The sequence below is a fragment of the Sphingomonas sp. Leaf407 genome, from assembly GCF_001425385.1.
In the GTDB taxonomy this organism is placed as follows: Bacteria; Pseudomonadota; Alphaproteobacteria; order Sphingomonadales; family Sphingomonadaceae; genus Sphingomonas.
The window spans coordinates 297,056-321,462 of the sequence record NZ_LMQO01000002.1; the positions used below are offsets into that span (position 1 = coordinate 297,056).

A 24,407-nucleotide genomic window follows, 5' to 3' on the forward strand; every position below is an offset into this window, starting at 1 on the left:
GATCGACATTCGAGCGAATGTTCGGTTTCTCCCCTCCCTTCTCAGGGAGGGGAGCAATAATGTTGGCGCTCCGACCGAATGTCGATCCGGTCTAGAAACTGCCCTGAAGCTGGAACAGGACGCCGCGCTGCTTCTCGAACGTCGCGACCGATCCCAGATCGGCATAGGCGATCGTCGCGGTCAGGTGGCGGTTGATGCCATAGGCGGCGAAGGCATCGGCCCAGTCGTCCTCGCGCGCGATCGCCAGGTTGCTGGGCTTGCTGCGATATTCGGCACCGACGACCAGCCGGCGCGACAGTTGATAGGCGAGCGATCCCTCGACCTGCACCCGGTAGCTGTCACCAAGCGCGCCGCCATGGCCGAGCAGCCCGTTCTGGTTCGCCTTCGTCGCGCGCACCGTCGCATTGGCGAGCACTGACCAGTTCAGGAACAGCTTCGTCGCGCTGGCATAATAATCCACGCCTTCGGCCTCGCGCGCGCCGACCGCGCGGACGACGGCCGCATCGAGGCTTTTCTTATACTGTGCGCCGACCGCGACGGCGGGCATCCATGGCGATCCATAGACGGCATCGCCCGCCACGCGGACCTTCAGGCCATAGATGTCCTGATCGAACTTGAAATCATTGCCGAGGCCGAGTGCACCGCCGACCTTGTTCGTGTCGAGAATCTGGCGTGCGAACGACAGCTCGATCCGGTCCCACGCGCCGATCGCCCCCGACAGGACGGTGACGTCGTAATCGGGCAGCGCGGCGATGGTGACGCCCGCCTGCCCGCCGATCGTGTCTTTCGTCGCATTGCCGGCGATGACCGCCCATGGCGTCAACCCGCCGCCCGCCGATCCCTCGATCGTGCTGATCCCGTTGGTCAGCAGCAGCTTGCCGGGTTCGCCGACGGTTTGCGCCTGTGCCGGCAGGGCGACCGTCATTACGCAAATTGCGCAAAGTTCATTCCGGGAGATGCTCGTCATTCCCCAAGGGTAGAAGCGCGCCGGTAAATATCCGGCTAACCGGCGTGCGGGCGAATCAGCGTGGTCTTAACCGGAGGTTGATGGATTCCACGCATATTGGGTCCATGAAACTCGCTGCTACCGCCGCCATGGCTGCCTTCCTCGTGCCGCTTCCCGCCGTTGCCGGAACCGTCGCGGTCCGTGTCGTCGATGCCGCCGGGCAGCCGGTGCCCGATGCGGTCGTCACCATCCATCCGGCGGCGGGCGTTCCGGCCGGGCCGATCCGGTTTCCCTGGCCCAGCACGATGGTCCAGCGCGGCATCGCCTTCAATCCCGGCACGCTGATCGTGCCGGTCGGCGCGACCGTCACCTTTCCCAACCAGGACAAGGTGCGCCATCACGTCTACAGCTTCTCGCGCGCGGCGAAGTTCGAACTGAAGCTGTTCGGACGGGATCAGAGCCGCAGCTACCTGTTCACCACGCCGGGCACGGTCGCGCTCGGCTGCAACATTCACGATGCGATGTCGGGCTTCATCCGCGTGGTCGACACCCCGTTCGCGGGCAAGACGGCGGCGGCGGGCGATACGTCGATCGCGGGCGTCACCGGCGGGCGGGCGACGCTGACGATATGGCACCCCCGGCTCAAGGCGAAGCTGGGCGAGGTCAGCTTCCCGCTCGACGTTCCGGCCAGCGGCGACACCGCCAAACGCATCACCGTCGCGCTCCGGTAACGACCGTGCCGCGCCCGTCCCTGCCGCGCGTCGTTGCGCTCGTCCGCGGGTCGCTCTCGGCCAAGCTGGCGGTCTTCTATGGCGCGCTGTTCGCGCTGGCGGTCGTGTTGATCCTGATCGGGGTGAAGGCGGGGATCGGCAATACCGCCGAGGGTATGATCCGCAACGAAATGGTCGCCAGCGCCAAGGTGTTCGACCGGGTGACGGCGATGCGCTACGCCCAGCTTGGCGATGCGGGCACCGTGCTGGCGGGCGACTTCGGCTTTCGCAGCGCGGCGGCAACCGGCGACGCGCCGACGATCGTCTCGGCGCTTGATTCGCTGCGCAGCCGCCTGCGGCTCGACCAGGCATTCTTCGTCGGCGCGGACGGAGCGGTCGTCGGCTATCGCGGACGCATGTCGCCGCGCGACGCCGACGATCTGTTCGCCGCGCTCGACGGCGGGCGGACGCGCGGCGTGCTGCGCATCGGCGACGCCCGGTTCAACGCCGCCGCCGCGGCGGTCAAGGCACCGGTCACGATCGGCTGGGTCGTGTTCGGCAACGCGCTCGACGGGCGGGAGATGGCCCGGCTGGCGCGGCTGTCCTCGATCGACCTTGCGCCGCATATCGTCCCCGCCGCGACGCTCGACCCCGCGCAGCGCGGCGGCGCGGTGGTAGAACGCGACATCGACGGCAAGCGGATGCTGGTGCAGGCATCGCCGATCGCCTCGTTCGTCGACGGCGAGCCGCAGGTGCTGCTGCTGCGATACAGCATCACCGACGCGCTGGCGGCATATCGGCCGCTGCTGTGGCTGCTGATCGGTTGCGGCGCGGTCGGCGTCGTCATCGCCGGTATCGGCAGCGTCATGCTGGCGCGGCGGATCACCCGGCCGATCATCGCGCTCGATGATGCCGCGCGGCGGGTGGCGCGTGGCGATTATACCCAGGTCGCCGTCACCACGCGGGACGAACTCGGCACGCTCGCCGCCAGCTTCAACCGCATGGTCGACGACATCGGCGAACGCGAGCGCCAGATCACCCATATGGCGCTGCACGACCATCTGACCGGCCTGGCGAACCGCGTCCTGCTGCGCGACCATCTGACCATGGTGATCGCCCGTCCGCACCCGGAGCGGCGACAGGCGCTGTTCTGTCTCGATCTCGACCAGTTCAAGGTCGTCAACGACACGCTCGGCCATCCGACGGGCGATGCGCTGCTGTGCGAGATCGCCGGCCGGCTCAGCCGGTTCGCGCCCGACGGCTTCGTCGCGCGGCTCGGCGGCGACGAATTCGCGATCGTGCTCGACGATGCGCAGCGCTCGCTCGACCGGGTGGCGCATGAACTGACGCGGGTGGTGGCCGAACCGTGCATCGTCAACGGCCACCGCATCGTGCCGGGCACCAGCATCGGCATCGCGATCCTCGGCGTCGACGGCGAGGATGCGGTGACGCTGGCGAAGAACGCCGATCTGGCGCTCTACCGCGCCAAGCACGACGGGCGCGGCGGCTATCGTTTCTTCGAGGCGACGATGGATGCCGAGGCGCGCAAGCGCCGGCAGATGGAGCTCGACCTCCACGACGCGATCGCCGAGGGGCAGTTGTCGCTGATGTTCCAGCCGCTGTTCAACCTGTCCGAAACCCGCGTCTGCGCGTTCGAGGCGCTGTTGCGCTGGAACCATCCGGTGCGTGGGCAAGTGTCGCCGGTCGACTTCATCCCGCTGGCCGAGGATACCGGGCTGATCGTGCCGATCGGCGAATGGGTGATCCGCGAGGCGTGTCGCGCGGCGCGGCGCTGGCCCGACGACGTGCGGGTCGCGGTGAACGTATCGCCGGTCCAGTTCCGCAATCCGGGCCTCGCCGCCGTCATCCTCCAGGCGCTGTCCGAAAGCGGCCTCGCCCCGCAGCGGCTGGAGCTGGAGATCACCGAGAGCCTGTTCATCGACAATCCCAAATCGACGCTGGCCTCGCTGCACAGCCTGCGCGCGCTGGGCGTGCGCGTCGCGCTCGACGATTTCGGCACCGGCTATTCCTCGCTCAGCTATCTGCGCGCCTTTCCGTTCGACAAGATCAAGATCGACCGCAGCTTCATCCTCGACCTGCTCGACGGCGACGGGGCCACCGCGATCATCAAGTCGATCACGACGCTGGCCGAGGCGCTGGGCATGGAGACGACCGCCGAGGGCGTCGAGAACGCCGGCCAGCTCGACATCCTGCGCGAACAGGGCTGCACCCATATCCAGGGCTATTATTTCAGCCGGCCGGTGCCCGAAAGCGAGATCCGGCGGATGCTGGGCATGGAGGACGAGGGCGCACGGCGGCTCGCGGGATGATCGCCCGTCCGAAACCATGGCCGGTGGCCAAAGGCGACGATCGGCAAGGTGCTGCGCCCGGTCGCTCCGGCGTGGCGAATCGGGTCGCTTGTTGACATGGAATATGCAGCGATCGAAATAGCGGTCATGACCGGACGCCTGACCTCCAACGTTTCGCTGACGCCCGAACTGAAACAGTTCATCGTCGAGCGCATGGCGACCGGCGACTATGCCAACACCAGCGAGGTGGTCCGCGCCGGCCTGTGCGCGCTGCGCGACGCGACGGGGGCGGCGGCACGTCCGCTGACGCCGGGCTGGCCGGCGGCGGGCGGCGAGTGCGGCGCGCTGATCCGCCGTCGCGACTGGAGCCAGTCGCCGCTCGGCACGCCCGATGGCTGGTCGCACGAAATGCGCGCGACGATCGCCAACATCGTCAATTCGCCGGTCGCCAAGGTATTGATGTGGGGCAGCGACCATATCCTGTTCTACAACGACGCCTATCGCGCGATCATCGGCGATCGCCATCCGCTGGCGCTGGGCACCCCGGTCGCCGAGGCGCTGCCCGAAGTCTGGGACTGGAACCGTCCGATCCTCGCCGCCGGTCTGCGCGGCGAAGTCCAGTCGTTCCACGACCAGCCGATCGTGCTGGAGCGCGGCGACGGGCCGGAAACGCTGTTCCTCGACCTCTATTACACCCCGGTGCATGACGCGAACGGCGTGGCGGGCGGGGTGCTGTGTACGATCGTCGACCATAGCGAGCGCGTGGCGATCGAGGCGCGGCTGGCGGCGAGCGAGGCCGAACTGCGCGGCATCGCCGATGCGATGCCGATGCTGGTCGCCTATGTCGGTGCCGACCATCGCTATCGCTTCGCCAATGCCCGCTATCAGGAATGGTTCGGCACGTCGCCCGAAGCGATCGTCGGCCGCCACATCCGCGACGTGATCGGCGAGGCGGCCTATGTCGACCGGCGCGCGGACATTGACGCGGCGCTGGGCGGCCGGGCGATCGTCGCCGAAACCACGCTGCATCACCGGGAAGCGGGGCCGCGCCGGGCGGAAATCCGCTACGTTCCCGCGACCGGCGCCGATGGGGTGACGAGCGGCGTCTATATCCTCGGCATCGACATCACCGACCGTGCCGGGCGCGAAGCCGAAGTTCGCGCGAGCGACCGCCGGTTCCGCACCGCGATGGAGGCGGTTCACGGCGTGTTGTGGACCAACAGCGCCGACGGGCGGATGCTCGGCGAACAGCCCGGCTGGGGCGCGCTGACCGGTCAGTCGTTCGACGAGTATCAGGGGTTCGGCTGGTCGGCGGCGGTGCATCCCGACGACGCGGCGGCGACCGTCGTCGCGTGGAACGCGGCGGTGGCGAGCCGCGGCATGTTCGTCCACGAACATCGCGTGCGGCGCCACGACGGCGAATGGCGCACCTGTGCGATCCGGGGGCTGCCGATCCTCGACGATGATGGCCGCATCGTCGAATGGGTCGGCGTTCACACCGACATTTCGCACCAGCGCGCGGCCGAAGCGGCGCTGCGCGATCAGGCCGAAAGCCTGGCGCGACAGGTGCGGCACCGCGAACGTGCCGAGGAGCAACTGCGCAGCCTCAACGAAACCCTCGAAACCCGCGTGATTGCCGAGATCGCCGAGCGGCGTCAGGCCGAGGCGAAGCTGGCGCAGTCGCAGAAGATGGAGACGGTCGGCAAGCTGACCGGCGGCGTTGCGCATGATTTCAACAATCTGTTGCAGGTGATCGGCGGCAACCTGCAACTGCTAGGGCGCGACGTGGCGGGCAACGAACGTGCCGAGCGCCGTGTCGCCAATGCGATGGCCGGCGTCTCGCGCGGGGCGAAGCTCGCCAGCCAGTTGCTCGCGTTCGGGCGCAGGCAGGCGCTGGAGCCCAAGGTCGTCAACGTCACCCGCTTCGTGCAGGGGATGGACGACATGCTGCGCCGCGCGATCGGTGAGGGCGTAGAGATCGAGACGGTGTTCGCCGGCGGCCTTTGGAACACCTTCATCGATCCCGGCCAGATCGAGAATGCGCTCCTGAACCTCGCGATCAACGCGCGCGACGCGATGGAGGGGCAGGGCCGGCTGACGATCGAACTGTCGAACGCGCACCTCGACGATGCCTATGCCCGCACGCACGAGGAAGTGGTGCCGGGGCAATATGTCATGCTGGCCGTCACCGACACCGGCAGCGGGATGTCCCCGGACATCGTCGCCAAAGTGTTCGAACCGTTCTTCTCGACCAAGGCGGAAGGCAAGGGGTCGGGCCTCGGGCTGTCGATGGTGTACGGCTTCGTCAAGCAATCGGGCGGGCATGTGAAGATCTATTCGGAGATCGGCCACGGCACGACGATCAAGCTCTACCTGCCGCGCGCGATGGAGTCCGAGGATGTCGAGGTCGCGGTCGATACCGGGCCGGTGCGTGGCGGGACCGAGACGGTGCTGGTGGTCGAGGACGACGAGGAGGTCCGCGCGACCGTCGTCGCGCTGTTGGGCGACCTTGGCTACCGCGTGCTGAAGGCCGCCGATGCGACCAGCGGACTGGCGGTGATCGAAAGCGGGGTGCCGATCGACCTGCTGTTCACCGACGTGGTGATGCCCGGACCGCTCAAGAGCCCGGAAATGGCGCGCAAGGCGCGCGAGCGGCTGCCCAATATCGCGGTGCTGTTCACCAGCGGCTATACCGAGAATTCGATCGTCCATGGCGGGCGGCTCGACAAGGGCGTCGAGCTGTTGTCGAAGCCGTACACGCGCGAGGCGCTGGCGCGCAAATTCCGCCATGTGCTGGCCAACCAGCAACAGCGTGGCGTCGCGACCCGCACCGCGCCCGAACCCAACCCGCCGGTCGCGGTGACGACTCCGCCGAGCCTGCGCCAGACCGCGCTGCTGGTCGAGGACGACGATCTGATCCGCACGAACACCGCCGACATGCTGAAGGACGCAGGGTTCGTGGTGCTGGAAGCGGCGAGCGCCGAGGAAGCGCTGATGGCGCTCCAGACCGCGCCGGTCGACGTGCTCATCACCGACGTCAACCTGCCCGGCGCATCGGGCCGTGAGCTGGCGACACGCGCGCGCAGCGTCCGCCCCGACGCGCTGGTGGTGTTCGCCACCGGCGATCCGGGCGCGGTGCAGCGCGAACCGAACGCGGTGGTGCTCGCCAAACCCTATGACGCCAAGGCGCTGATCGCGGCGGTGCGCGGCGGGGTGCGGCGGACGAAGGATCAGCCGGTCAGATAATCGCCGGACCGGCGACCCGGCGTGAAGCCAATCGCCCCGCCGGTCGTTGCACCCCCCGAACGACTGCGGGAGGTGGCATGTGACGGGCCGGACGATCATCGTGACGGGTGCCGAATCGGGCATCGGTGCTGCCTGCGCCGCAGCCTTCGGGGCGACCGGCGCACGGGTGGCGGTGCTCTATTACGCCGATGCCACCGCCGCCGGGCACAGCGCCGACGCGGTACGCGCGGCGGGCGGCGAGGCGATCACCGTGCAGGCGCATGTCGACGATGAAGCGTCGGTCGATGCCGCCTTCGCCACGGTCGAGCGGCAATGGGGGCCGGCCGACGTACTGGTCAATTCCGCCGGGCTGAACATGACCGGGGTCAACGTCCGCGACATGACGCTGGCCCAGTGGCGGCGGTTGCTCGACACCGACCTGACCGGCGCGTTCCTCACCTCGCGCCGGTTCCTGACCGGGCGGGGCGAGGCGGGCGACGCGGTGATCCTGCACATCTCGTCGATCCATGCCTATGCGGTGCGCGCCGGCGGGGCGGATTATTGCGCGGCGAAGGGCGGGCTGACCAACCTGATCGAGACGCTGGCGATCGAGGAAGCGCCGCGCCGCATCCGCGTGAACGCGATCGAGCCGGGCATGATCCTGACGCCGATGAACGCACGGGCGCAGGCAGATGAGACCTACCGCCGGACGCTGGAACACAACATTCCGCTGGGCCGCGCCGGTGCGCCCGAAGAGGTGGCCGATCTCGCCGTGTTCCTCGCCTCAGACAAGGCGCGCTATATCACCGGCGCGCGGATCGTGATCGACGGCGGACTGTCGCTGATGCAGGCGATCGGCGCATGACCGGCGTTGTCGACACCGGGCTGCCGCTCGACTTCAATGTCCGGGCGATCGAGTCTGTCACCCTCGACGGCCCGCCCGAACTGGCGGCGCGCGACCTGATGAGCCCCTATGTCTGGCGCGAGCCCGACGGTCGCTACGGCATCATGGTCCGCGCGGTCGTGCCACCCGGCGCGCCGCTCACCGATACCGGCGTGATCTGGGCGGGGTGGAGCGACGACGGGGTGCGCTTCACCATGGCGGACACGCCGTCGATCGTGCCCGGCCCCGACGAGCATGACGCGGGCGGCGTAGAGGACCCGACGGTCGTCCGCCGCGACGACGGCTATGTCGTCTATTATTCGGGCGTGCTCGCCGATCACGCGCATGGCGAACTGTCCTATGCGACCGGTCCGTCGCTCGACCGGCTGGTCAAGAGCGGCGTCGCGCTCGCCTCGTCCAAGTCGGAGGGCAATACCAAGGAAGCGACGATCGACCGCACGCCCGACGGGCGCTGGCGGCTGTTCTACGAATATGCCGCCGACGAGGCATCGCGGGTGGGCATGGCAGTCGGTGCCGATGTCGCCGGGCCTTGGGAGGAACAGCCGACACCGTTCCTGCCGCGCGCGGACAGTTGGGACGACTGGCATCTGTCGACCGGGCCGCTGCTGACCGACGATCCGGCATGTCCGGTGATGTTCTACAATGGTGCCACGCGCGACGCGCGCTGGCGGATCGGCTGGGTCGCGTTCGACGCCGATTATAGCCGTGTCGTCGCCCGCGGGCTCCAGCCACTCGTCACCCCGCCGCCGGTCGACGATCGCAGCGCGACCGACATCGCGTTCGCGGCATCGGTCGTGGTCGCGGACGGGGCGATCTGGCTCTATTATTCGCTGGAGGACCGCCGGCTGGCGCGGGCGTTGATCCGGCGGAGTTGAGGGGGCGTGCCGCTCAATGCGGCACCACCCCCAGCTCCACCCCGGTCTTGTCGTGCAGCGCGAACCGGTCGACCAGCGCGGCGCTGGCGCGGTTGTAGCCGATGACGTCCACCACGGCGCCATCGCGGCGCAACCGGGCGACGATCTTGTCGAGCGCGCCGACGCCCGAAATGTCCCAGAAATGCGCGCCCGACACGTCGATCGTCACCGTCGTCGCACCCTCCGGTCGGAACGCACGGGTGAAGCGATCGACCGAGGCGAAAAAAATCTCGCCGGTCACGCGGTAGGTGACGCCGTCGTCCATGCTGCGCTCCACCGCGAACATCCGCTGCACCTTGCCGGCAAAGAAGATGCCCGACAGCAGCACGCCCGCCAGCACGCCCAGCGACAGGTCGCGTGTCGCGACGACGACCACGACCGTCGTCAACATCACAATCGACGAAGTCGCCGGATGCCGCCGCAGGTTGGCGATCGAGTTCCAGCTAAACGTGCCGATCGACACCATCACCATCACCGCGACCAGCGCGGGCATCGGCATCCGGCCGACGAACGGCCCGAGCAGCGTCAGCAGAACGAGCAGGAATCCGCCCGCGACAAAGGTCGACAGCCGGCTGCGCCCGCCCGACGTCACGTTGATGACCGACTGGCCGATCATCGCGCAGCCGCCCATCCCGCCGAACAGCGCGGCGACGATATTCGCACCGCCCTGGCCCGCGCATTCGCGCCGTTTGTCGCTGTCGCTATCGGTCATGTCGTCGACGATCTGCGCGGTCAGCAGCGATTCGAGCAGCCCGACGGCGGCCATGGTCAGCGAATAGGGCAGGATGATCCGCAGCGTCTCGAACGTCAGCGGCACTTGCGGAAGCGCAAGGCCTGGCAGCCCGTCGGGCAGGCGGCCCATGTCGCCGACGGTGTTGACCGGCAGCGCAAGGCCGATGCTGATCGCGCTCAGCACGAGGATCGCGACCAGCGGCGATGGCACCGCCTTCGTCACGCGCGGGAACAGGTAGATGATCGCAAGGCCCCCGGCGACCAGCGCATAGCTGTGCCACGTCACCCCGGTCAGTTGCGGGAGCTGCGCGAGGAAGATCAGGATCGCCAGCGCGTTGACGAAGCCGGTAATGACCGAGCGCGACACGAACTGCATGACGAGGTCGAGCCGCAGCAGCCCGGCGGCGATCTGGATCACCCCCATCAGGATCGTCGCGGCAAAGAGATAGGCGACGCCGTGATCGCGCACCAGCGGGCCGATGAGCACCGCGACGGCGGCGGTCGCTGCCGAGATCATGCCGGGCCGCCCGCCGATCAGCGAAATGACGATGGCGATCGCGACCGAGGCATAGAGGCCGACCGCCGGATCGACCCCGGCGATGATCGAAAAGCCGATCGCCTCGGGGATCAGCGCCAGCGCGACGACGATGCCGGCCAGCACGTCACGGCGGGCGGCGGCGCCGTCGGTGAACCACTGACGGCGATAGGTTCTGGAAATAAGCGGCATGTGAAATCCACAACAAGGCACATGGCGCCCATGGGTGGAGCGCGCAGGATCGGTTGGATGTGCATGTTGTCCGGCGGATCGGCGGCCGGAATAGCCACCCGGAATTTCACCGGGTCCTTGCGAATGATCGCGCTGTAGCCGACCCGCCGATCCCGACGCAAGCCTCGGGGGTTGATCCATCCGAACAGAATCGTCGCCCCAGCGAAGGCTGGGGCCTCAAGCGGCTCCTGTCGTGTGCCATCAGCCGGAGATCCCAGCCTTCGCTGGGATGACGCCTGTTTCAGGATGGATGGATCAAACCTTACCGTGCCGCCACCGGCCCGTGGAAATCGGCCTCGACGATCGCGAGGCGGAAGCCGGGGGGCACCGCGTCGGCCCCGGTGTCGCCCGCCTGCCGCGCGGTGGCCAGCTCGACGATCTTGCCAAAGGCGTCGCGGTCCTGCACCGGTCCGGTCTGGGTGATGCGCAACACCCGCCCGCACGCCGGCGCGAAGGCGACGGCGGCATAGCCGAGCTGGCGTTCGGTCTCGCCGCGCCATACCTCGCGCCCGTCGAGCGTGATAGCGAGCGGATAGGCGCGCGACCGCCAGCCGACCAGCTTCAGCTCGATCTCGCTCAAGCTCACTTCGCGACCGAAATCATACTCGATCCATGCGCTGTCGGCCCGCCCGTCGCTGATCCAGCGCGACAGTTCGTTGTCGTCGAACGTCCGGGCGGCATCGGCGGGGTTCGATCCGGCGACGACCCGCACCGGCACCACGGTCGACCGGGTGACGCGGTAGGATTCGCCCGCCGGGGTCGGCCCGCGCGTCAGCAGGCCGGGTTGCGCCGCCGCCGCGAAGCTGCGCGACAGGCCGCCCGGCGTCGCGGCGGCGGCGACGGTCGGGATGGCGATCGTCGCGGGTTTCAGCCCCGGCGCGCTGGCGGTCAGCCGCACCGTGCCCCGGCGGTCCCCGGCACGCAGCAGCACGCGGTTGACCCCGGCCTCGACCGGCAGCGTGCGCGACAGGATGTAATTGTCCTCGCCCCGCGCGGTGCCGGCGGTGGGCGTGGTGCCGGGAATGACGTCGCCCTGTACCGCCTGTGTCGCACGCGGCTTGCCCGAGCTGTCACCCTGCGCGATGCCGCCGCGCCATTCGGCCGGGCCATCGAGCGCGAAGGCGACCTTGTCGTTGGCGGTCGGCACGCGGCGGCCCTTGGCATCGACCACCTCGACATCGACCAGCGCGAGGTCGGCACCGTCCATCACGAAGCCGCGCGGGCCGGTTCTGGGCGTCAGCCGCAGCGCGACCGGCGCGCCGACCGTCTCGACGACATGTTCCGAGCGGCGGCCGTCGGCCCCGGTCGCGACCGCGCGCAACGTTCCCGGAGCCCACGCCACGGCGGGCCACTGGAACAGGAACCCGCTGGAGCGCGTGCCTTGCCCCAGCGAACGGCCGTTCAGGAACAGCTCGACCGCCGCACCGTTCGACACCACGCTGACCGGCTTGGTCGTGCCCGCCGCGTAATTCCAGTGGCCGATGACATGCGTCGCCGGGGCCTCGGGATCGACCCAGCCGTTCCACATCACCCGGTGCGCATAATATCCCTGCTTGGGCAGGCGCATCGCATCGACCTCGCCCGATCGGCGATAGTTGTTGTCGCCGCGATAATGGGTGTTGCTGTCGGACCAGATGATGTTGACCCCGCCCGAACTCACCCGCCGTCCGGTGCCGGGGCGGATGCGGTAGTAATCATACCAGCGGCGGACATCCTCGATCGCATGGCTGTCCTGGTTGCGGTTATAGTCGGGCGCATCCTTGTGGAACGGCGCGGTGAAATCGTCCTGATACAGCCGCGCACCCTCGTCGCGGCTGTATTCCATCGCCCACATCGGATGCTTCGCGCTCTTGTTCAGGTACAGCATCTCGCCGCCATATTCGGCGGTGGTGCTGTCAAGCATCTCGCGCGATCCGATCGCGCGGCCGCCTTGCGGGTCATACCGGTCGCGGATCGCCTTCATCTCGGCCATATGCGCCTCGCTGATGCTCTCGTTGCCGCTTTCGTAGAACAGGATCGACGGGTTGTTGCGGTTGTAGATGATCGCGTCGCGCATCAATTCCTTGCGCTGGTCCCAGCGGCGACCCTCGACGTCATGCTCGGCGTCACCCGCCGGCATCGCCTGTGGCAACCCGACGCGGTCGGCGCTTTCTATATCCTGTTTCGACGGGGTGATGTGCATCCAGCGGACCATGTTGCCGCCGCTCTCTACCATCAGCGCGTTGGAGAAGTCGCTGATCCACGGCGGGATCGACACGCCGACCGCTGGCCATTCGTTCGACGTGCGCTGGGCATAGCCATGCACCTGCATCACCCGCCCGTTCAACCGGACCATCCCGTCGCCGAACTGCGTCGAGCGGAACCCGGTGAGCGTGTCGACCGCGTCGATCACCTTGCCGCCTTCGGTCAGGCTGGTGGTGACGCGGTAGCGATAGCCATAGCCCCAGCTCCAGAAGTTGAGCCCGCTCAGCCGCTTGTCGGCGGTGAGCGTCCGCGTCTCGCCCGGGGCCAGCGTCGCGCCGCCGCCATCGAACCGCGCGACCACCCGCCCGGTGGCGTCGCGTACCTCGACCCGGTAGCCGATCGTGCGGGCGCGCGTCGCTTCGTTGCGGACCTGCGTCTCGGCATGGATCGTCGCGGTACGCGCGGCGATGTCGAAGGCGTCGGCCCAGACATATTGCCCGGTGGTGCCCAGCGCCGAGAACAGCGGCAGCGTCTGATAGGTCGCAGGGGTCAGGTGCAGCCGGACGTTCTTGGTGATCCCGCCGTAGTTCACGTTGAAGTTGCGGTCGTTCCACTGGAAGCCGCTGTGCGTCGCGCGTTCCTTGTAGCGCCAGTCGCTGTCGACACGCACCGCGATGACGTTCTCGCCGGGCTTGAGCGCGGCGGTGATGTCCGCGCCGAACGCCATCGCGCCATGTTCGGATAGCACGACGGCACGTCCGTTCACCCACACCTCGGCCGCCTGCCGCACGCCTTCGAATTCCAGGAACGCCTTGCCCGCCTGCGCGCCTTTGGGCAGCGTGATCCTCTTGCGATACCAGTTGATGCTGGTCGACAGGTCCTTGATGTCGCGGGCAAAGGCTTCGCGTTCGTTGAACGCATGCGGCAGCGTGGCACGGCCCCAGGCGCGATCGTCGAAACCGGCGGCCTGCGCCCCGGCCGGATCGCCGGTGATCGTCCGCCAGCCGGGATTGAGATTATAGGTCGCACGGCCCGACGCGACCACGCTGGAGGTGTCATGCGCCGATGCCGGGGACGCCAGTGCAAGGACGGCGACCGATGCTGCAAACCATGAGCGCATCCTTAACTCCCACATTATGGTATTTATGACCATTATGTGCAGATTGTCAGACCGAAGCAAGCCGTATTGAGAAATTGGTCAGGCCGGACCCCGTCTGCACCGAAACTGCATCGGATTTTCGCCGGCGCTGCGAGCGGCGGTCATCGGCACTCGATCGCACCGGTCCACACCGGCGCCACTTCAGGGAGCCGATCGCCATGTCCTATCGCCAACCGAATCCGCCCGGCACGTTCGCGCTGATCGCCGCCACGGTCTTTCCGACGGTCGTCATCGTCATCGAATGGATCACGGGCCTGTGCGCGGGGGCGTTCTTCGATCCGCTGCCGACACCCGGCCATGTCGCGATGGTCGCGACGGTGCCGATCGTCAATGTGCTGCTATGGCGGGCAATGCGTTCCGATGCGCCAGCGCCATCATGGCTGATCGTCGCCGGCACCGCCGCCAGCGTGATCGCGGCGAGCTATGCGCTGATCTTCCTGCCGCTGCTGCCGTTCGCGCTGGTCGGGATCGTGTTCATGGGCGTCGGGCTGTTGCCGTTCGCGCCGGTCGTGGCGCTGATCCATGCTGCGCGCTGGACGCTATGGCTGGCCGGCGGGCGGCGGGCATGGCGACCGATGACGGGCGGCGCGCTGCTGGGTCTCGCCGCGCTGGTGCTGGCCGATCTGCCGGCGACGATGACCCAGGTGGCGCTCGATCGTTATGAACGCGGCGGAGCGGAGCGGGCGGACGCGATCGCGCTGATGCGGCGGATGGGCGACAGCGACCTGTTGCTGCGACAGGCCTATGGCGACTCCACCCGTCCGGCGAGTATCGTCGGCGGACTGATCTTCCGTTCGCGGACCGGGCTGTTCGGGAACGCGTTCACCAGCACCGGCGATGCGCGCGAACTCTATTACCGCGTGACCGGACAGGCGTTCAACGCTGTCCCCCGGCCAGCGCGGCGCGACAACCGGTTCGCATGGGACGAGGATCGCGGCGGGGAGGATGTCGGCGGGCGGGTGCCCGGCCTGTCGCTTGGCCAGTCGCGGATCGATGGATCGGTCAACGAGCGCGACAGCCTCGCCTATCTCGAATGGACGATCGATCTCGTCAACAAGGGCGCGCGGCAGCAGGAGGCACGCTTCACGCTGGCGCTGCCCGAGGGTGCGGTCGTCTCGCGCGCGACGCTGTGGGTGAACGGCGAACCGCGCGAGGCGAGCATCGCCGGGCGCGGCGCGGTGAAGGCGGCCTATCAAAGAGTCGTCAGTGTCTCGCGCGATCCGTTGCTGGTGACGACCGACGGCGCGCAGCGGCTGCTGGTACAGGCGTTTCCGGTGCCGCCGAACGCGACGATGAAGCTGCGGATCGGCGTCACCGCACCGTTTGCCATCGCCGCCGACGGCGCGCGCACGCTGGCGCTGCCGCGCATCGTCGAGCGCAATTTCGACACCGACGCCGCGCTGGTCCATGCGCTGTGGGTCGAGGGCGGCCGGCCGGTCCGCGCGAACCTCGGCGATGGCGCGTTGACGGGCGGGCACCATCGCCTGACGCTGCCACAGATCGCCGCGCCGCGCCGCACCACCGCGACCGTCGCGGCGGTCGGCAAGGCGGGGCCGATCGCGGTTGAACAGCGGATCGAGCGCGGTGCGATGGGGCAGGGGCCGCTGATGCTGGTCGTCGACGGATCGGCGGACATGGCCGCCACGCTCCCCGTGCTCGGCAAGGCACTGGACGCGATCACCCCCGGCCGGATCGTCGGCATGGTGACGGCGGCCGACACGCCCGCGACCGTCGCCCCCGCGCCATGGTCGCCGGCGCAGGCGGCCCGCGTCCGCGATGCGCTCGCCGCGATCCGCCCGGTCGGCGGTCAGGATGATCGCGCGGCGCTGGCGCAGGCGTTGCGGGCGATGCCGCGCGGCGATGCGACGATCCTGTGGCTGCACGGCGCGCAGCCGGTCCGCTTCACCGCGACCGAACCCGCGCTGGAGCAGGCGCTCGACCGGCTGCCCGCGCTGCCGCGCCTCGTGCGCTATCAGGCGGTGGCTGGCCGCGCGCTGGTGGTGCCCGGCGAACGCTGGTTCGACAGCGCCCGGCTGCCGACGCCGGGCGGCGATCCGGTCGCCGATCTGCGCGCGCTGCTCGCCAGCGGTCCCGGCTGGCAGGTCGAACGCGCGGCAACGTCGCCCGGTGCCGCGACCGGATCGGCGCACCTCGTCCGCCTGTGGGCCGCCGACCAGCTTGCGGGCGAGGGCGAGGCGCCGGCGAAGTCGCGCGAAACCGCGATCCGGCTCGCCCACCGGCTGAATATCGTGACCCCGGTCAGCGGCGCGGTCGTCCTCGAAACCGACAAGGAGTATAAGGACGGCGACCTGCCGGTGCCCGATTCGGACGCGGTGCCGACCGTGCCCGAACCCGAAACCTGGGCGCTGCTGATCCTGACCGCGCTCGCCGCGCTATGGTTGTGGCGGCGGCAGCGGCGGGCGGTGGCGGCATGATCCCGGCGCGGATCGCGGCGGCGATCGTCGCCGGGGCGGGATGGCACGCGCTGGTCCAGCTTGCCGGGCGCGCCGACGGGGCCGGGCTGGCGACGACGCTGGCGCTGCTCGCGGTGCTGGGTTGGGCCTTGCTGCGCGCCGGTCACGGCGTTTCGTCCACCGGACTGACGGTCGCGCTGCTGGCGCTCGGCGGCGCGGCGGTCAGCGGGATCACGCTGCTGGAGATCATCGTGCTGGTCGCCGCATTCGGCTGGTGCGCACTCGGGGCATGGCGCTGGCCGCCGATGCTGCTCGCGCTGCTCGGCGTGCCGATGCTGCCGACGCTCGACGTGCTGGTCGCCGGGCCGCTGCGCCGCATATCGGCGGTGCTGACCACGTGGCTGCTGCGCGGCAACGGCATCGACGTGTCGCTGGAGGGTGTCGCGCTCCAGTGGCAGGGGAAGCAACTCCTGTTCGACGGGCCGTGCAGTGGGGTGCGGATGCTGTGGGCGCTGCTGGTGCTGGCGTGTGCGGCGGGGGTGATCCAGCGGATGCCCCCGGCGCGCTTCGCCCTGCTGCTCGCCGCGACCGTCATCGTCGCGGTCGTCGGCAATGCCCTGCGCGCGGCGAGCCTGTTCTACCTCGAAGCCGGCTTCGTGACCGCCATCGGCGGGCCGGTGGCGCATGAGGCGATCGGCCTCGCCGCCTTCGCGATCGTCGCCGGCGGCGCGGTGGCGTTACTCGCGCGGGGGAGGGTGGTCGCATGGCGCTGATCCCCCGGCTGGCGGTGATCGCCGCCGCAGCCTTCGCCGCCACCGCACCGCTGCTCCCCGCCCGGCCAGTCGACCGGCCGCCGCTGGCCCCATGGCCGGCGGTGTATGAGGGCAGGCAGCTCCACCCCCTGCCCGCCGGGCCGGGCGACGCGCTGCTCGCCCGCAACTTTCCCGGCCATGTCGCGCGGTTCAGCGACGGCCGCCGCCAGATCGTGCTGCGACAGGTCGCCCGCGCGACGCGGCTGCTCCACCCGCCGCGCGATTGTTTCGCGGCGCTGGGCTATGCGATCGATCCGCTGCCGATGCGAACCGTGCCCGGCGGCCATGCCTCCTGCTTCCGCGCCACCCGCGATGGCAAGGGCCTGACCGTCTGCGACCATATCCGCGCGAGCGACGGTCAGGTCCATGCCGACGTGCCCGGCTGGTACTGGCCCGCGCTCACCGGACGAAGCCCCGGCCCATGGCTGGCGGTGATGACCGTCGAGCAGGATGGTTGACGTGACCCCGACGAAAGCGCCAGCAATGTACACGATGACCCACCACGTCCTTGTCGTCGACGACGATCCGCATATCCGCGACCTGCTGTCCTTCGCGCTCGGCAAGGCGGGGATGCGCGTCAGCGAGGCGGAGGATGGCGAGGCGGCGTTCGCGGCGGTCGGGCGCGCCGTCCCCGACCTGATGATCCTCGACATCAACATGCCCCGGCTCGACGGGCTGGACCTGTGCCGCCGGTTGCGCGGATCGGGGGGCACGCTCGCGCATCTCCCGATCCTGTTCCTGTCGTCGCGCGACGATGCCGTCGACCGGATCGTCGGCATCGAGATCGGCGGCGACGATTATGTCGTGAAGCCCTTCTCCCCGCGCGAGGTGGTGGCGCGTGTCGGCGCGATCCTGAAGCGCGGCGTACCCGCTCCACCGCCGCTGCCCGCCAGCGTGCTGCGCCAGGGCCGGTTGCGGCTCGACGGCGATGCGTGGGAAGCGCGGGTCGACGACACGCCGGTCGCCACCACCGCGACCGAGTTCCAGTTGCTCGCCCTGCTCGTCAGCCTGCCGTCGAAGGTGTTCAGCCGCGACGCGATCATCGACCGGCTGCATGGCCCCGGCTTCGCGATGACCGACCGCACGATCGACAGCCATATCCGCAACCTGCGCGCCAAATTCGCCCGCGCCGGGCTGGACGATCTGGTCGAGACGCGCGCTGGCGTCGGCTATCGCATCGGAAAATGCGGCTGATCGCCGCCATCAAGCGGGTCGCCAAGCGCTATTGGCCGGCGCTGTCGATCCGCGCGATCCTGCTGGCGACCTTCGTGTTCGTGGCGGCCCTGCCCGGCGTCGCCGCGCTCGGCCTGCGTGTGTATGAAAACACGCTGGTCCAGCAGACCGAGGCTGAGCTGATCGCGCAGGGCGCGGTGCTGGCGTCGGTCTATCGCGCGGCATGGGACAATCGTGTGCCGCCGCCGCGCGCGCCCGCGCCCGAACCGCCGCGCATCGACCTCAGGACCGATCCGGTGCTGCCGGCGCTGCCCCGCGCCGCGCCCGCCGCCCCGGCCGAGCCCCGCGCGGCGGCGATCGGGGCCGCACTCGCCCCGGTGCTGCGCGATGCGGCGGCGGTGACGCTGTCAGGGATGCGGCTGCTCGATGCCAACGGTGTCGTGGTGGCTGGCGGGCGCGACGTCGGGCAAAGCTATGCTGCGCTGGACGAGGTGCGCCGTGCGCGGCGCGGCCGGGTGACGACGACGCTGCGGCTGCGCTGGAACGAGGGCTCGTCCTCGCCGCTCGAATGGGTCAGCCGCGCGGTGGCGATCCGGGTGCATCACGTCCGCCCGGTGATGGTGGACGGCCGCGTGGTCGGCATGGTGATGCTGTCGCGCTCGCCGCGCGGGTTGTTCGTCGGTCTGTATCAGGATCGCGGCAAGATTCTCGTCGGGATCGTCGCGATCTTCTGCACGCTGCTGCTGCTCGCCGGCCTGTTGTCGCGTGGCATCGCCCGCCCGATCCGCGACCTGACCCGCGCGACCGAACGGGTGGCGAACGGCGAGACGCAAATCCCCGAAGCCCCCGCCACCGCCGCGATCGAAATCCGCGAACTTTATGCCCATTTCGCGACGATGGCGGCGCGGATCGACACCCGCGCGCGCTATCTGCGCGATTTCGCCGCCGCGATGAGCCACGAATTCAAGACGCCGCTGACCGGCATTCGCGGCGCGCTGGAACTGCTCGGCGAGCACGAGATGACCCCGGCCGAACGCGACCGGTTCCTCGCCAATGCCGGTGCCGATACGCAGCGGCTCGACCGGCTGGTCGGGCGGCTGCTCGAACTGGCACGCGCCGACATGGCGAGCGGGCGGGCCGGACGTTGCGACCTGCGGAAGATCGTCGGTGGCCTTGAGGACGGACATCTGCCGATCACGCTCACCGCCGGTGCCACCGTGCCGATCGATGGCGAGACGCTGGCGGCGGTGCTGCGCATCCTGCTCGACAACAGCCGGCAGGCGGGCGCGACCGCCGCGACGCTTACCGCGAACGAGGCGGTGCTGCGCTACGGCGACGACGGCCCCGGCATTCCGCCGGGCGACCGCGACCGCATCTTCGAACCCTTCTTCACCAGCCGCCGGGCAAGCGGTGGCACCGGTCTCGGCCTGCCGATCGCCCGGTCGTTGCTGTCGGCGGCGGGCGCGTCGATCGAGCTGGTTCCATCGGCTACCGGCGCGGCGTTCGAGATCGCACTGTCCGTCGATGGTGGCGCTCAGCCGGCGGGGCGGACCAGCCGGTCATAGGTGTGTTCGGCCGGGCCATAGGTGTCCGACGCCATCGCCAGCAAGCGGTCGCGGTCGCGCACGATCACCCGCCCGCGCACTGCGCGGATCGCAAGCTGTTCCTCCAGCCGGTGGAGCGCGTCGGTGATGCTGCTGCGCCGTACCCCCAGCATCAGGCGGAATTCGTCGTGGGTCATGCGGATGTCGTCGTCGCGCACCCGGTCGTGGTACAGCAATATCCACCGCGCCAGCCGCCGTTCGACCGGATGGGCGAGCGACGACACCACCGTCCGGCTCATCTGCACGAAGAACACCTGCACGAAGCGCAGCAACGCATCGCGCAACGTATCGCTCTGCCCCACCGCGTCGCGCAGATGCCCCGCGCCGATCGACAGTGCGGTGGCGGGTTCGGCGCGCAGCACGATCTGATGGCACGACCGTTCCTCGCCCAGCAGCAACGGCCAGCCGACGAAGCCCTCGGCCCCGACCAGCCCGATGGCATATTGCCCGTCGCCGCCCAGCGTATCGAGCACGGCGGCGATCCCCGCTTCGGGGAAATACACCCGCTCGATCGGCTTGCCCGCTTCGATCAGCGTGTCGCCCATGGCGAACGATCCGCGTTCGAGATGCGGCGTGAGCAGCGCCTGATCGCCGGACGATAGCGACCGCAGCAGCATGTTGGCACTATCGATCCGGCGCGTGGTCACGGCCTGCGGGCGAACGATCGTAAGGTCCGTTCCCATGAATCCACCCGTCTCCCGTTGGTCGTTTCCCACCGGAATATGTCCGGTCCCGTACGAAACGGCCGTCACGCCGATGGGTTGCCTGGGCGTGGTCACACCTTGACGAACCACCCCTGCCGCCGCAGCCACGCCATCGCCGCCCAGAGCAGCGCCATGTAGAGCAGCACCGGCACCAGCGCGGCGACCATCGGCGGCAGGACGGCGAGCGCCACGCCGTACGGCGCGAGCAACAGGTCCCAATTGAGCAGCCCCCCCGTCACCATATGCAGCACATAGGCGGCGATCGCGTTCGATCCGAAGGCGAGCGCGATGCGCCACGGCCAGCGCTCCGCCGCCCCGGCGCGGTGATCGAGCAGCGCGTGGAGCAGCGCCAGCGCGATCGTCGTCAGCCCGCAGGTGACGAGCACGAAGCTGCTCGACCAGATGTCCTTGATGATCGGGAAAGCGGTGCTCCATGCCAGCCCGGCCGCCAGCATCCCCGCACCCGCCAGCAGCAACGGCAAGGTAGCGCGCGTGCCCCGGCGTGCCAGCAGCCACTCGCCGATCGCGACGCCGATCAGGCCATGGGCGATCGCCGGCAGCGTGCCGAGCAGCCCTTCGGGATCATAGCCATCCGGCCCCTGCACGTAATTGTGCCCGCCCGCGCCCAGCAGCACCCGGTCGACCGAGGCCACGAAATTATGGCCGCGCAGCAGTATGTCGTTCGGCAGCCCGTCGAGCGCGGGCAGCAACGCGACCGGCCAGTAGAGCAGCAGGATGGCGACGAGGATCGCCAGCCGAACGCGCGGCTTACACGTCCAGAACAGCAGCGCGCATGCGCCATACACCAGCGCGATCCGTTGCAGCACGCCCCACAGCCGCCAGGCGCCCGAGTCGAAATCCATCAGCCAGTAGAAGTTAGACAACAGCCAGCCGATTGCGAACAGCCGCGCCGTCCGCCCGCCGATCCGCCGCGCGGTGTCGCGATCGAGCCCGCTTCCGCCGGGCGCGCGCGCCGCCATCGGGATCGCGACGCCGACCATCATCAGGAACGCTGGAAACACCGCGTCGGCGATCGTCAGTCCGTCCCACGACGCATGCAGCAGCAGCGGAAAGACGCTGGCCTTCGCGCCATAGAACATGCCCGCCGTGGCGTTGACGAGGATCATCCCCATCACGGTCAGCCCGCGCAGCACGTCGAGCGAGACGAGCCGGGGCGCGCGGGCGGCGGGAGCGGGATCGATGGCCATGGCGGCCATGGTACAGCCGGCACGGACAAACGCCATCGGCCATGCGATTGACCATGGCGTCCTCCCCTGACAGACCCTGCGCTCGACTTTTCTGGCAAAGGAACGACATGCGGCGACTGCTCCTCGCACTGGCACTCGGCACGGCGCTGCCCGCTTCGGCGCAGACCCCCGCGCAGGCCGCGCTCGACCGGCTGGCGGGCACGATGGGCTATCGCTTCGCGATCCTCGACAATGGCCTCACCCCCTGTCCGGCCGGGGTGGCCGCCTGCTTCCGCTCGGAAATCACGCTGACGATCCCCGCCGACCTGCCCCCGGCGGTCGCCGCCCCCGAACTGCGCTTCGGTTTCGTCAGCCGGGTCATCGGCATCGACAGCGAGGATTTCGACTGGCGGCTGGTCAATGGCGATCTGAACGCGCTGACGCTGAAACCCGGTCGCCGGCTGGAGCCGGGCAAGACCTATCGCATCGGCATCATCGGTCTTGGCCGTTATCTGTCGCGCGCGCACGGCATGCCCAACGCGCATCTGGTGGTGGCCGGAGCGGCCCCGCGCGTCATTGCCGCGACCCGCGCGCGGATCGATCCCGACACCGGCCTCGAAACGCTGCCCTTCGTCGCGCCGATGACCGACGAGGCGAAGCTGGCGCAAGTGTCGGCCGAGGATCGCACCCGCTGGCTCACCCCGCCGCGCGCCTATGCCCGCTATGCCGAACGTGGTGCCGCGACCGCGCCCGACGTGGTCGTGCTGCCCAAGCCGGTCAGCGCGGTGCGGGGCACGGGGGCGATCACCGACCTGACCGGCGGCATCCGCATGACCGCCAGCGGCATCGCCATGGCCGATCTGCGCGCCGCGCTCGACGCGCTGCCCTATGCCAAGGGGCGGGGCGTGCCCGTGGTCATCACCCGCAAGGCCGGGCTGAAGCCCGAGGGCTATCGCCTGTCGATCGGCGAAGGTCGCATCGCGATCGACGCCGCCGATGCCGACGGCGCGCGCCACGCGCTGCGCTCGCTGGCGCAACAGGCGGCGCAGGAACGCGGTCGCCTACGCCCGCTCATCATCGAGGACGCCCCGCGCTACCCCTTTCGCGGGTTGCATATCGACCTGGCGCGCAACTTCCACAGCCGTGCCGAGGTGGAAAAGCTGATCGAGCAGATGGCGGCCTACAAGCTCAACAAGCTGCACCTGCATCTGGGCGACGACGAAGGCTGGCGGATGCAGATCCGCGCGCTGCCCGAACTGACCGACGTCGGTGCCTATCGCTGTTTCGACGCGACCGAGACGACCTGCCTGCAACCGCAACTGGGCGCCGATCCCGACCGGCGGGCTGCGACCAACGGCTATCTGAGCCAAGCCGACTATCTGACGATCCTCGCCGCCGCGAAGGCGCGCGGGATAGAGGTGATCCCGTCGTTCGACATGCCCGGCCACTCGCGCGCGGCGATCCGGGCGATGGAGGTCCGCCATCGCCGGTTGCAGGCGGCGGGCGACCGCGCCGGGGCCGAACGCTACCGGCTGGTCGAACCGGGCGACACCACCGCCTATCGCAGCATCCAGAACTATGACGACAACACGCTGAACGTGTGTATCGAAGGCACCTACCGCTTCCTCGACACCGTGCTCGACGAGATGGCCGCGCTTCATGCGAAGGCGGGGATGCCGCTCAAAACCTATCACATCGGCGCGGACGAGACGGCGGGCGCATGGTCGCGGTCGCCCGCGTGCCGGACGATTATGGCCGCGCGCAAGCTCGAACCCAAGCAACTCGGCGCCTATTTCATCGAGCGCGTGTCGGCCGGCCTCGCCAGACGCGGGATCAGCGCGGCGGGCTGGAGCGACGGCATGGGCCATACCGATGCCGCCGCGATGCCGCCGCGCGTCCAGTCGAACATCTGGAGCGGCGTCCACACCGGTGCCATCGCCGAGGCGCATGGCCAGGCCAATCGCGGCTGGGACATCGTCCTGTCGGTCCCCGACCTCGCCTATTTCGACATGCCCTATGCTCCCGACCCCGACGAGGGCGGCTATGACTGGGCATCGCGCGGGGTCGATCCGTTGCAGGTGTTCGGCTTCATGCCCGGCAACCTCCCGGCCAACGGCGCGCTGATCCCCGACAATCTCGCCCGGCCGACCCCGGTCGCCGACACGATCCCGCTGGCGCAGGGCCGCGCCATCGCCGGGCTACAGGCGCAATTGTGGAGCGAGACGCTGCGCACCGACACGCAGGTCGAGTACATGCTCTTCCCGCGCCTGCTGTCGCTCGCCGAACGCGCATGGAGCGCGGCGCCATGGGAGCCGGCCTATGTGCCGGGCGCGACCTATGCGCTGGGCGACGCGCGGGTCGACCGGGGCGTGCTGCTGAGCGAATGGCGCGGTTTTGCCGGGCGGGTCGGCGTGGCGCTGGGCCAGCTCGACCGGGCAGGGGTCGCCTATCGCCTCGCCCCGCCGGGCGCGCGGATCACCGCCGGCCGGCTGGAAGCGCTGAGCGAGTTCCCCGGCACGACGATCGAATATCGTGCCGGTGCCGGCGCGTGGCAGCGCTACACCGGCCCGGTCGCGGTGTCAGGGCCGGTCGAGCTGCGCACCCGCAGCAGCGACGGCCGCCGTCCCGGTCGCAGCGTCACCGTGCGGCCGGGCGACGAGTAGC

At 69.5% G+C, this 24,407-nt stretch carries 16 protein-coding genes and 1 other annotated feature; of the genes, 11 read left to right on the forward strand and 5 right to left on the reverse strand.

Annotation, left to right across the window (positions count from 1 at the left end):
- Positions 1–91: 91 nt before the first annotated feature.
- The gene (locus ASG37_RS07800; protein ID WP_235525146.1) at positions 92–925 is read right to left on the reverse strand and encodes a DUF3034 family protein; all 834 of its coding nucleotides are present in this window, start codon (positions 923–925) and stop codon (positions 92–94) included.
- Positions 926–1,095: 170 nt separating this feature from the next.
- Here ASG37_RS07800 and ASG37_RS07805 point away from each other — a divergent pair, with 170 nt between their 5' ends.
- From ASG37_RS07805 to ASG37_RS07825, 5 genes are all read left to right on the forward strand, one after another.
- Positions 1,096–1,677, forward strand: coding sequence for a methylamine utilization protein (locus tag ASG37_RS07805; RefSeq protein ID WP_235525147.1), 582 nt, complete (start codon positions 1,096–1,098; stop codon positions 1,675–1,677).
- A gap of 5 nt (positions 1,678–1,682) precedes the next feature.
- On the forward strand, positions 1,683–3,986 hold the full coding sequence (locus ASG37_RS18190; protein WP_055757890.1) for a putative bifunctional diguanylate cyclase/phosphodiesterase: 2,304 nt from the start codon (positions 1,683–1,685) through the stop codon (positions 3,984–3,986).
- Between the two features lie 126 nt (positions 3,987–4,112).
- Positions 4,113–7,211, forward strand: coding sequence for a PAS domain-containing protein (locus ASG37_RS07815; protein WP_082448188.1), 3,099 nt, complete (start codon positions 4,113–4,115; stop codon positions 7,209–7,211).
- Positions 7,212–7,290: 79 nt separating this feature from the next.
- Entirely contained in the window at positions 7,291–8,055 is a 765-nt protein-coding gene (locus ASG37_RS07820; protein WP_055757893.1) for an SDR family oxidoreductase, read from the forward strand.
- Positions 8,052–8,969: a glycosidase gene (locus tag ASG37_RS07825; protein WP_082448102.1), complete on the forward strand. Its 918-nt coding sequence runs from the start codon at positions 8,052–8,054 to the stop codon at positions 8,967–8,969. The genes ASG37_RS07820 and ASG37_RS07825 overlap by 4 nt, the downstream gene beginning before the upstream one ends.
- A 13-nt stretch (positions 8,970–8,982) precedes the next feature.
- On the opposite strand, the gene ASG37_RS07830 is transcribed toward ASG37_RS07825, so the two are convergent.
- Together ASG37_RS07830 and ASG37_RS07835 are read right to left on the reverse strand one after the other, a co-directional pair.
- Complete coding sequence (locus tag ASG37_RS07830; protein ID WP_055757895.1) at positions 8,983–10,467, reverse strand: SulP family inorganic anion transporter; 1,485 nt, start codon at positions 10,465–10,467, stop codon at positions 8,983–8,985.
- Positions 10,468–10,531: 64 nt separating this feature from the next.
- Positions 10,532–10,587 (reverse strand) — a sequence feature (sul1 is cis-regulatory element that is thought to sense ions involved in sulfur or methionine metabolism; They are found in Alphaproteobacteria).
- 181 nt (positions 10,588–10,768) lie between these two features.
- Entirely contained in the window at positions 10,769–13,810 is a 3,042-nt protein-coding gene (locus tag ASG37_RS07835; RefSeq protein ID WP_235525148.1) for a sugar-binding domain-containing protein, read from the reverse strand.
- Between the two features lie 197 nt (positions 13,811–14,007).
- On the opposite strand from ASG37_RS07835, the gene ASG37_RS07840 reads away from it, so the two are divergent.
- From ASG37_RS07840 to ASG37_RS07860, 5 genes are read left to right on the forward strand one after another with little or no spacing between them, the layout of a single operon-like run.
- Entirely contained in the window at positions 14,008–16,284 is a 2,277-nt protein-coding gene (locus tag ASG37_RS07840) for a VIT domain-containing protein (RefSeq protein WP_055757901.1), read from the forward strand.
- Entirely contained in the window at positions 16,245–17,036 is a 792-nt protein-coding gene (locus tag ASG37_RS07845; RefSeq protein ID WP_082448104.1) for an exosortase/archaeosortase family protein, read from the forward strand. The genes ASG37_RS07840 and ASG37_RS07845 overlap by 40 nt, the downstream gene beginning before the upstream one ends.
- Complete coding sequence (locus tag ASG37_RS07850; RefSeq protein ID WP_055757906.1) at positions 17,027–17,533, forward strand: hypothetical protein; 507 nt, start codon at positions 17,027–17,029, stop codon at positions 17,531–17,533. The genes ASG37_RS07845 and ASG37_RS07850 overlap by 10 nt, the downstream gene beginning before the upstream one ends.
- A gap of 34 nt (positions 17,534–17,567) precedes the next feature.
- The gene (locus ASG37_RS07855) at positions 17,568–18,269 is read left to right on the forward strand and encodes a response regulator transcription factor (protein WP_055758732.1); all 702 of its coding nucleotides are present in this window, start codon (positions 17,568–17,570) and stop codon (positions 18,267–18,269) included.
- Positions 18,260–19,813, forward strand: a complete 1,554-nt coding sequence (locus tag ASG37_RS07860) for a histidine kinase dimerization/phospho-acceptor domain-containing protein (protein WP_055757909.1) — start codon at positions 18,260–18,262, stop codon at positions 19,811–19,813. The genes ASG37_RS07855 and ASG37_RS07860 overlap by 10 nt, the downstream gene beginning before the upstream one ends.
- Here ASG37_RS07860 and ASG37_RS07865 read toward each other — a convergent pair.
- Both ASG37_RS07865 and ASG37_RS07870 read right to left on the reverse strand, forming a co-directional pair.
- The gene (locus ASG37_RS07865) at positions 19,783–20,499 is read right to left on the reverse strand and encodes a Crp/Fnr family transcriptional regulator (protein ID WP_162233457.1); all 717 of its coding nucleotides are present in this window, start codon (positions 20,497–20,499) and stop codon (positions 19,783–19,785) included. The two genes, ASG37_RS07860 and ASG37_RS07865, sit on opposite strands and share 31 nt — an antisense overlap.
- Positions 20,500–20,627: 128 nt before the next feature.
- A complete protein-coding gene (locus ASG37_RS07870) occupies positions 20,628–21,773 on the reverse strand; it encodes an acyltransferase family protein (RefSeq protein ID WP_235532989.1) in 1,146 nt (381 codons plus the stop codon).
- Positions 21,774–21,871: 98 nt separating this feature from the next.
- Here ASG37_RS07870 and ASG37_RS07875 point away from each other — a divergent pair, with 98 nt between their 5' ends.
- Entirely contained in the window at positions 21,872–24,406 is a 2,535-nt protein-coding gene (locus ASG37_RS07875; RefSeq protein WP_055757911.1) for a family 20 glycosylhydrolase, read from the forward strand.
- Position 24,407 lies beyond the last annotated feature (1 nt).

Bases quoted from the DNA above. Each gene is read 5' to 3' on its own strand.
- ASG37_RS07830 (WP_055757895.1), bottom strand. From the start codon at position 10,467: ATGCCGCTTATTTCCAGAACCTATCGCCGTCAGTGGTTCACCGACGGC.
- ASG37_RS07875 (WP_055757911.1), top strand. From the start codon at position 21,872: ATGCGGCGACTGCTCCTCGCACTGGCACTCGGCACGGCGCTGCCCGCT.
- ASG37_RS07835 (WP_235525148.1), bottom strand. From the start codon at position 13,810: ATGCGCTCATGGTTTGCAGCATCGGTCGCCGTCCTTGCACTGGCGTCC.
- ASG37_RS07800 (WP_235525146.1), bottom strand. From the start codon at position 925: ATGACGGTCGCCCTGCCGGCACAGGCGCAAACCGTCGGCGAACCCGGC.
- ASG37_RS07870 (WP_235532989.1), bottom strand. From the start codon at position 21,773: ATGGCCGCCATGGCCATCGATCCCGCTCCCGCCGCCCGCGCGCCCCGG.
- ASG37_RS07850 (WP_055757906.1), top strand. From the start codon at position 17,027: ATGGCGCTGATCCCCCGGCTGGCGGTGATCGCCGCCGCAGCCTTCGCC.
- ASG37_RS07805 (WP_235525147.1), top strand. From the start codon at position 1,096: ATGGCTGCCTTCCTCGTGCCGCTTCCCGCCGTTGCCGGAACCGTCGCG.
- ASG37_RS07860 (WP_055757909.1), top strand. From the start codon at position 18,260: ATGCGGCTGATCGCCGCCATCAAGCGGGTCGCCAAGCGCTATTGGCCG.
- ASG37_RS07825 (WP_082448102.1), top strand. From the start codon at position 8,052: ATGACCGGCGTTGTCGACACCGGGCTGCCGCTCGACTTCAATGTCCGG.
- ASG37_RS07815 (WP_082448188.1), top strand. From the start codon at position 4,113: ATGACCGGACGCCTGACCTCCAACGTTTCGCTGACGCCCGAACTGAAA.
- ASG37_RS07840 (WP_055757901.1), top strand. From the start codon at position 14,008: ATGTCCTATCGCCAACCGAATCCGCCCGGCACGTTCGCGCTGATCGCC.
- ASG37_RS07845 (WP_082448104.1), top strand. From the start codon at position 16,245: ATGGTTGTGGCGGCGGCAGCGGCGGGCGGTGGCGGCATGATCCCGGCG.
- ASG37_RS07855 (WP_055758732.1), top strand. From the start codon at position 17,568: ATGACCCACCACGTCCTTGTCGTCGACGACGATCCGCATATCCGCGAC.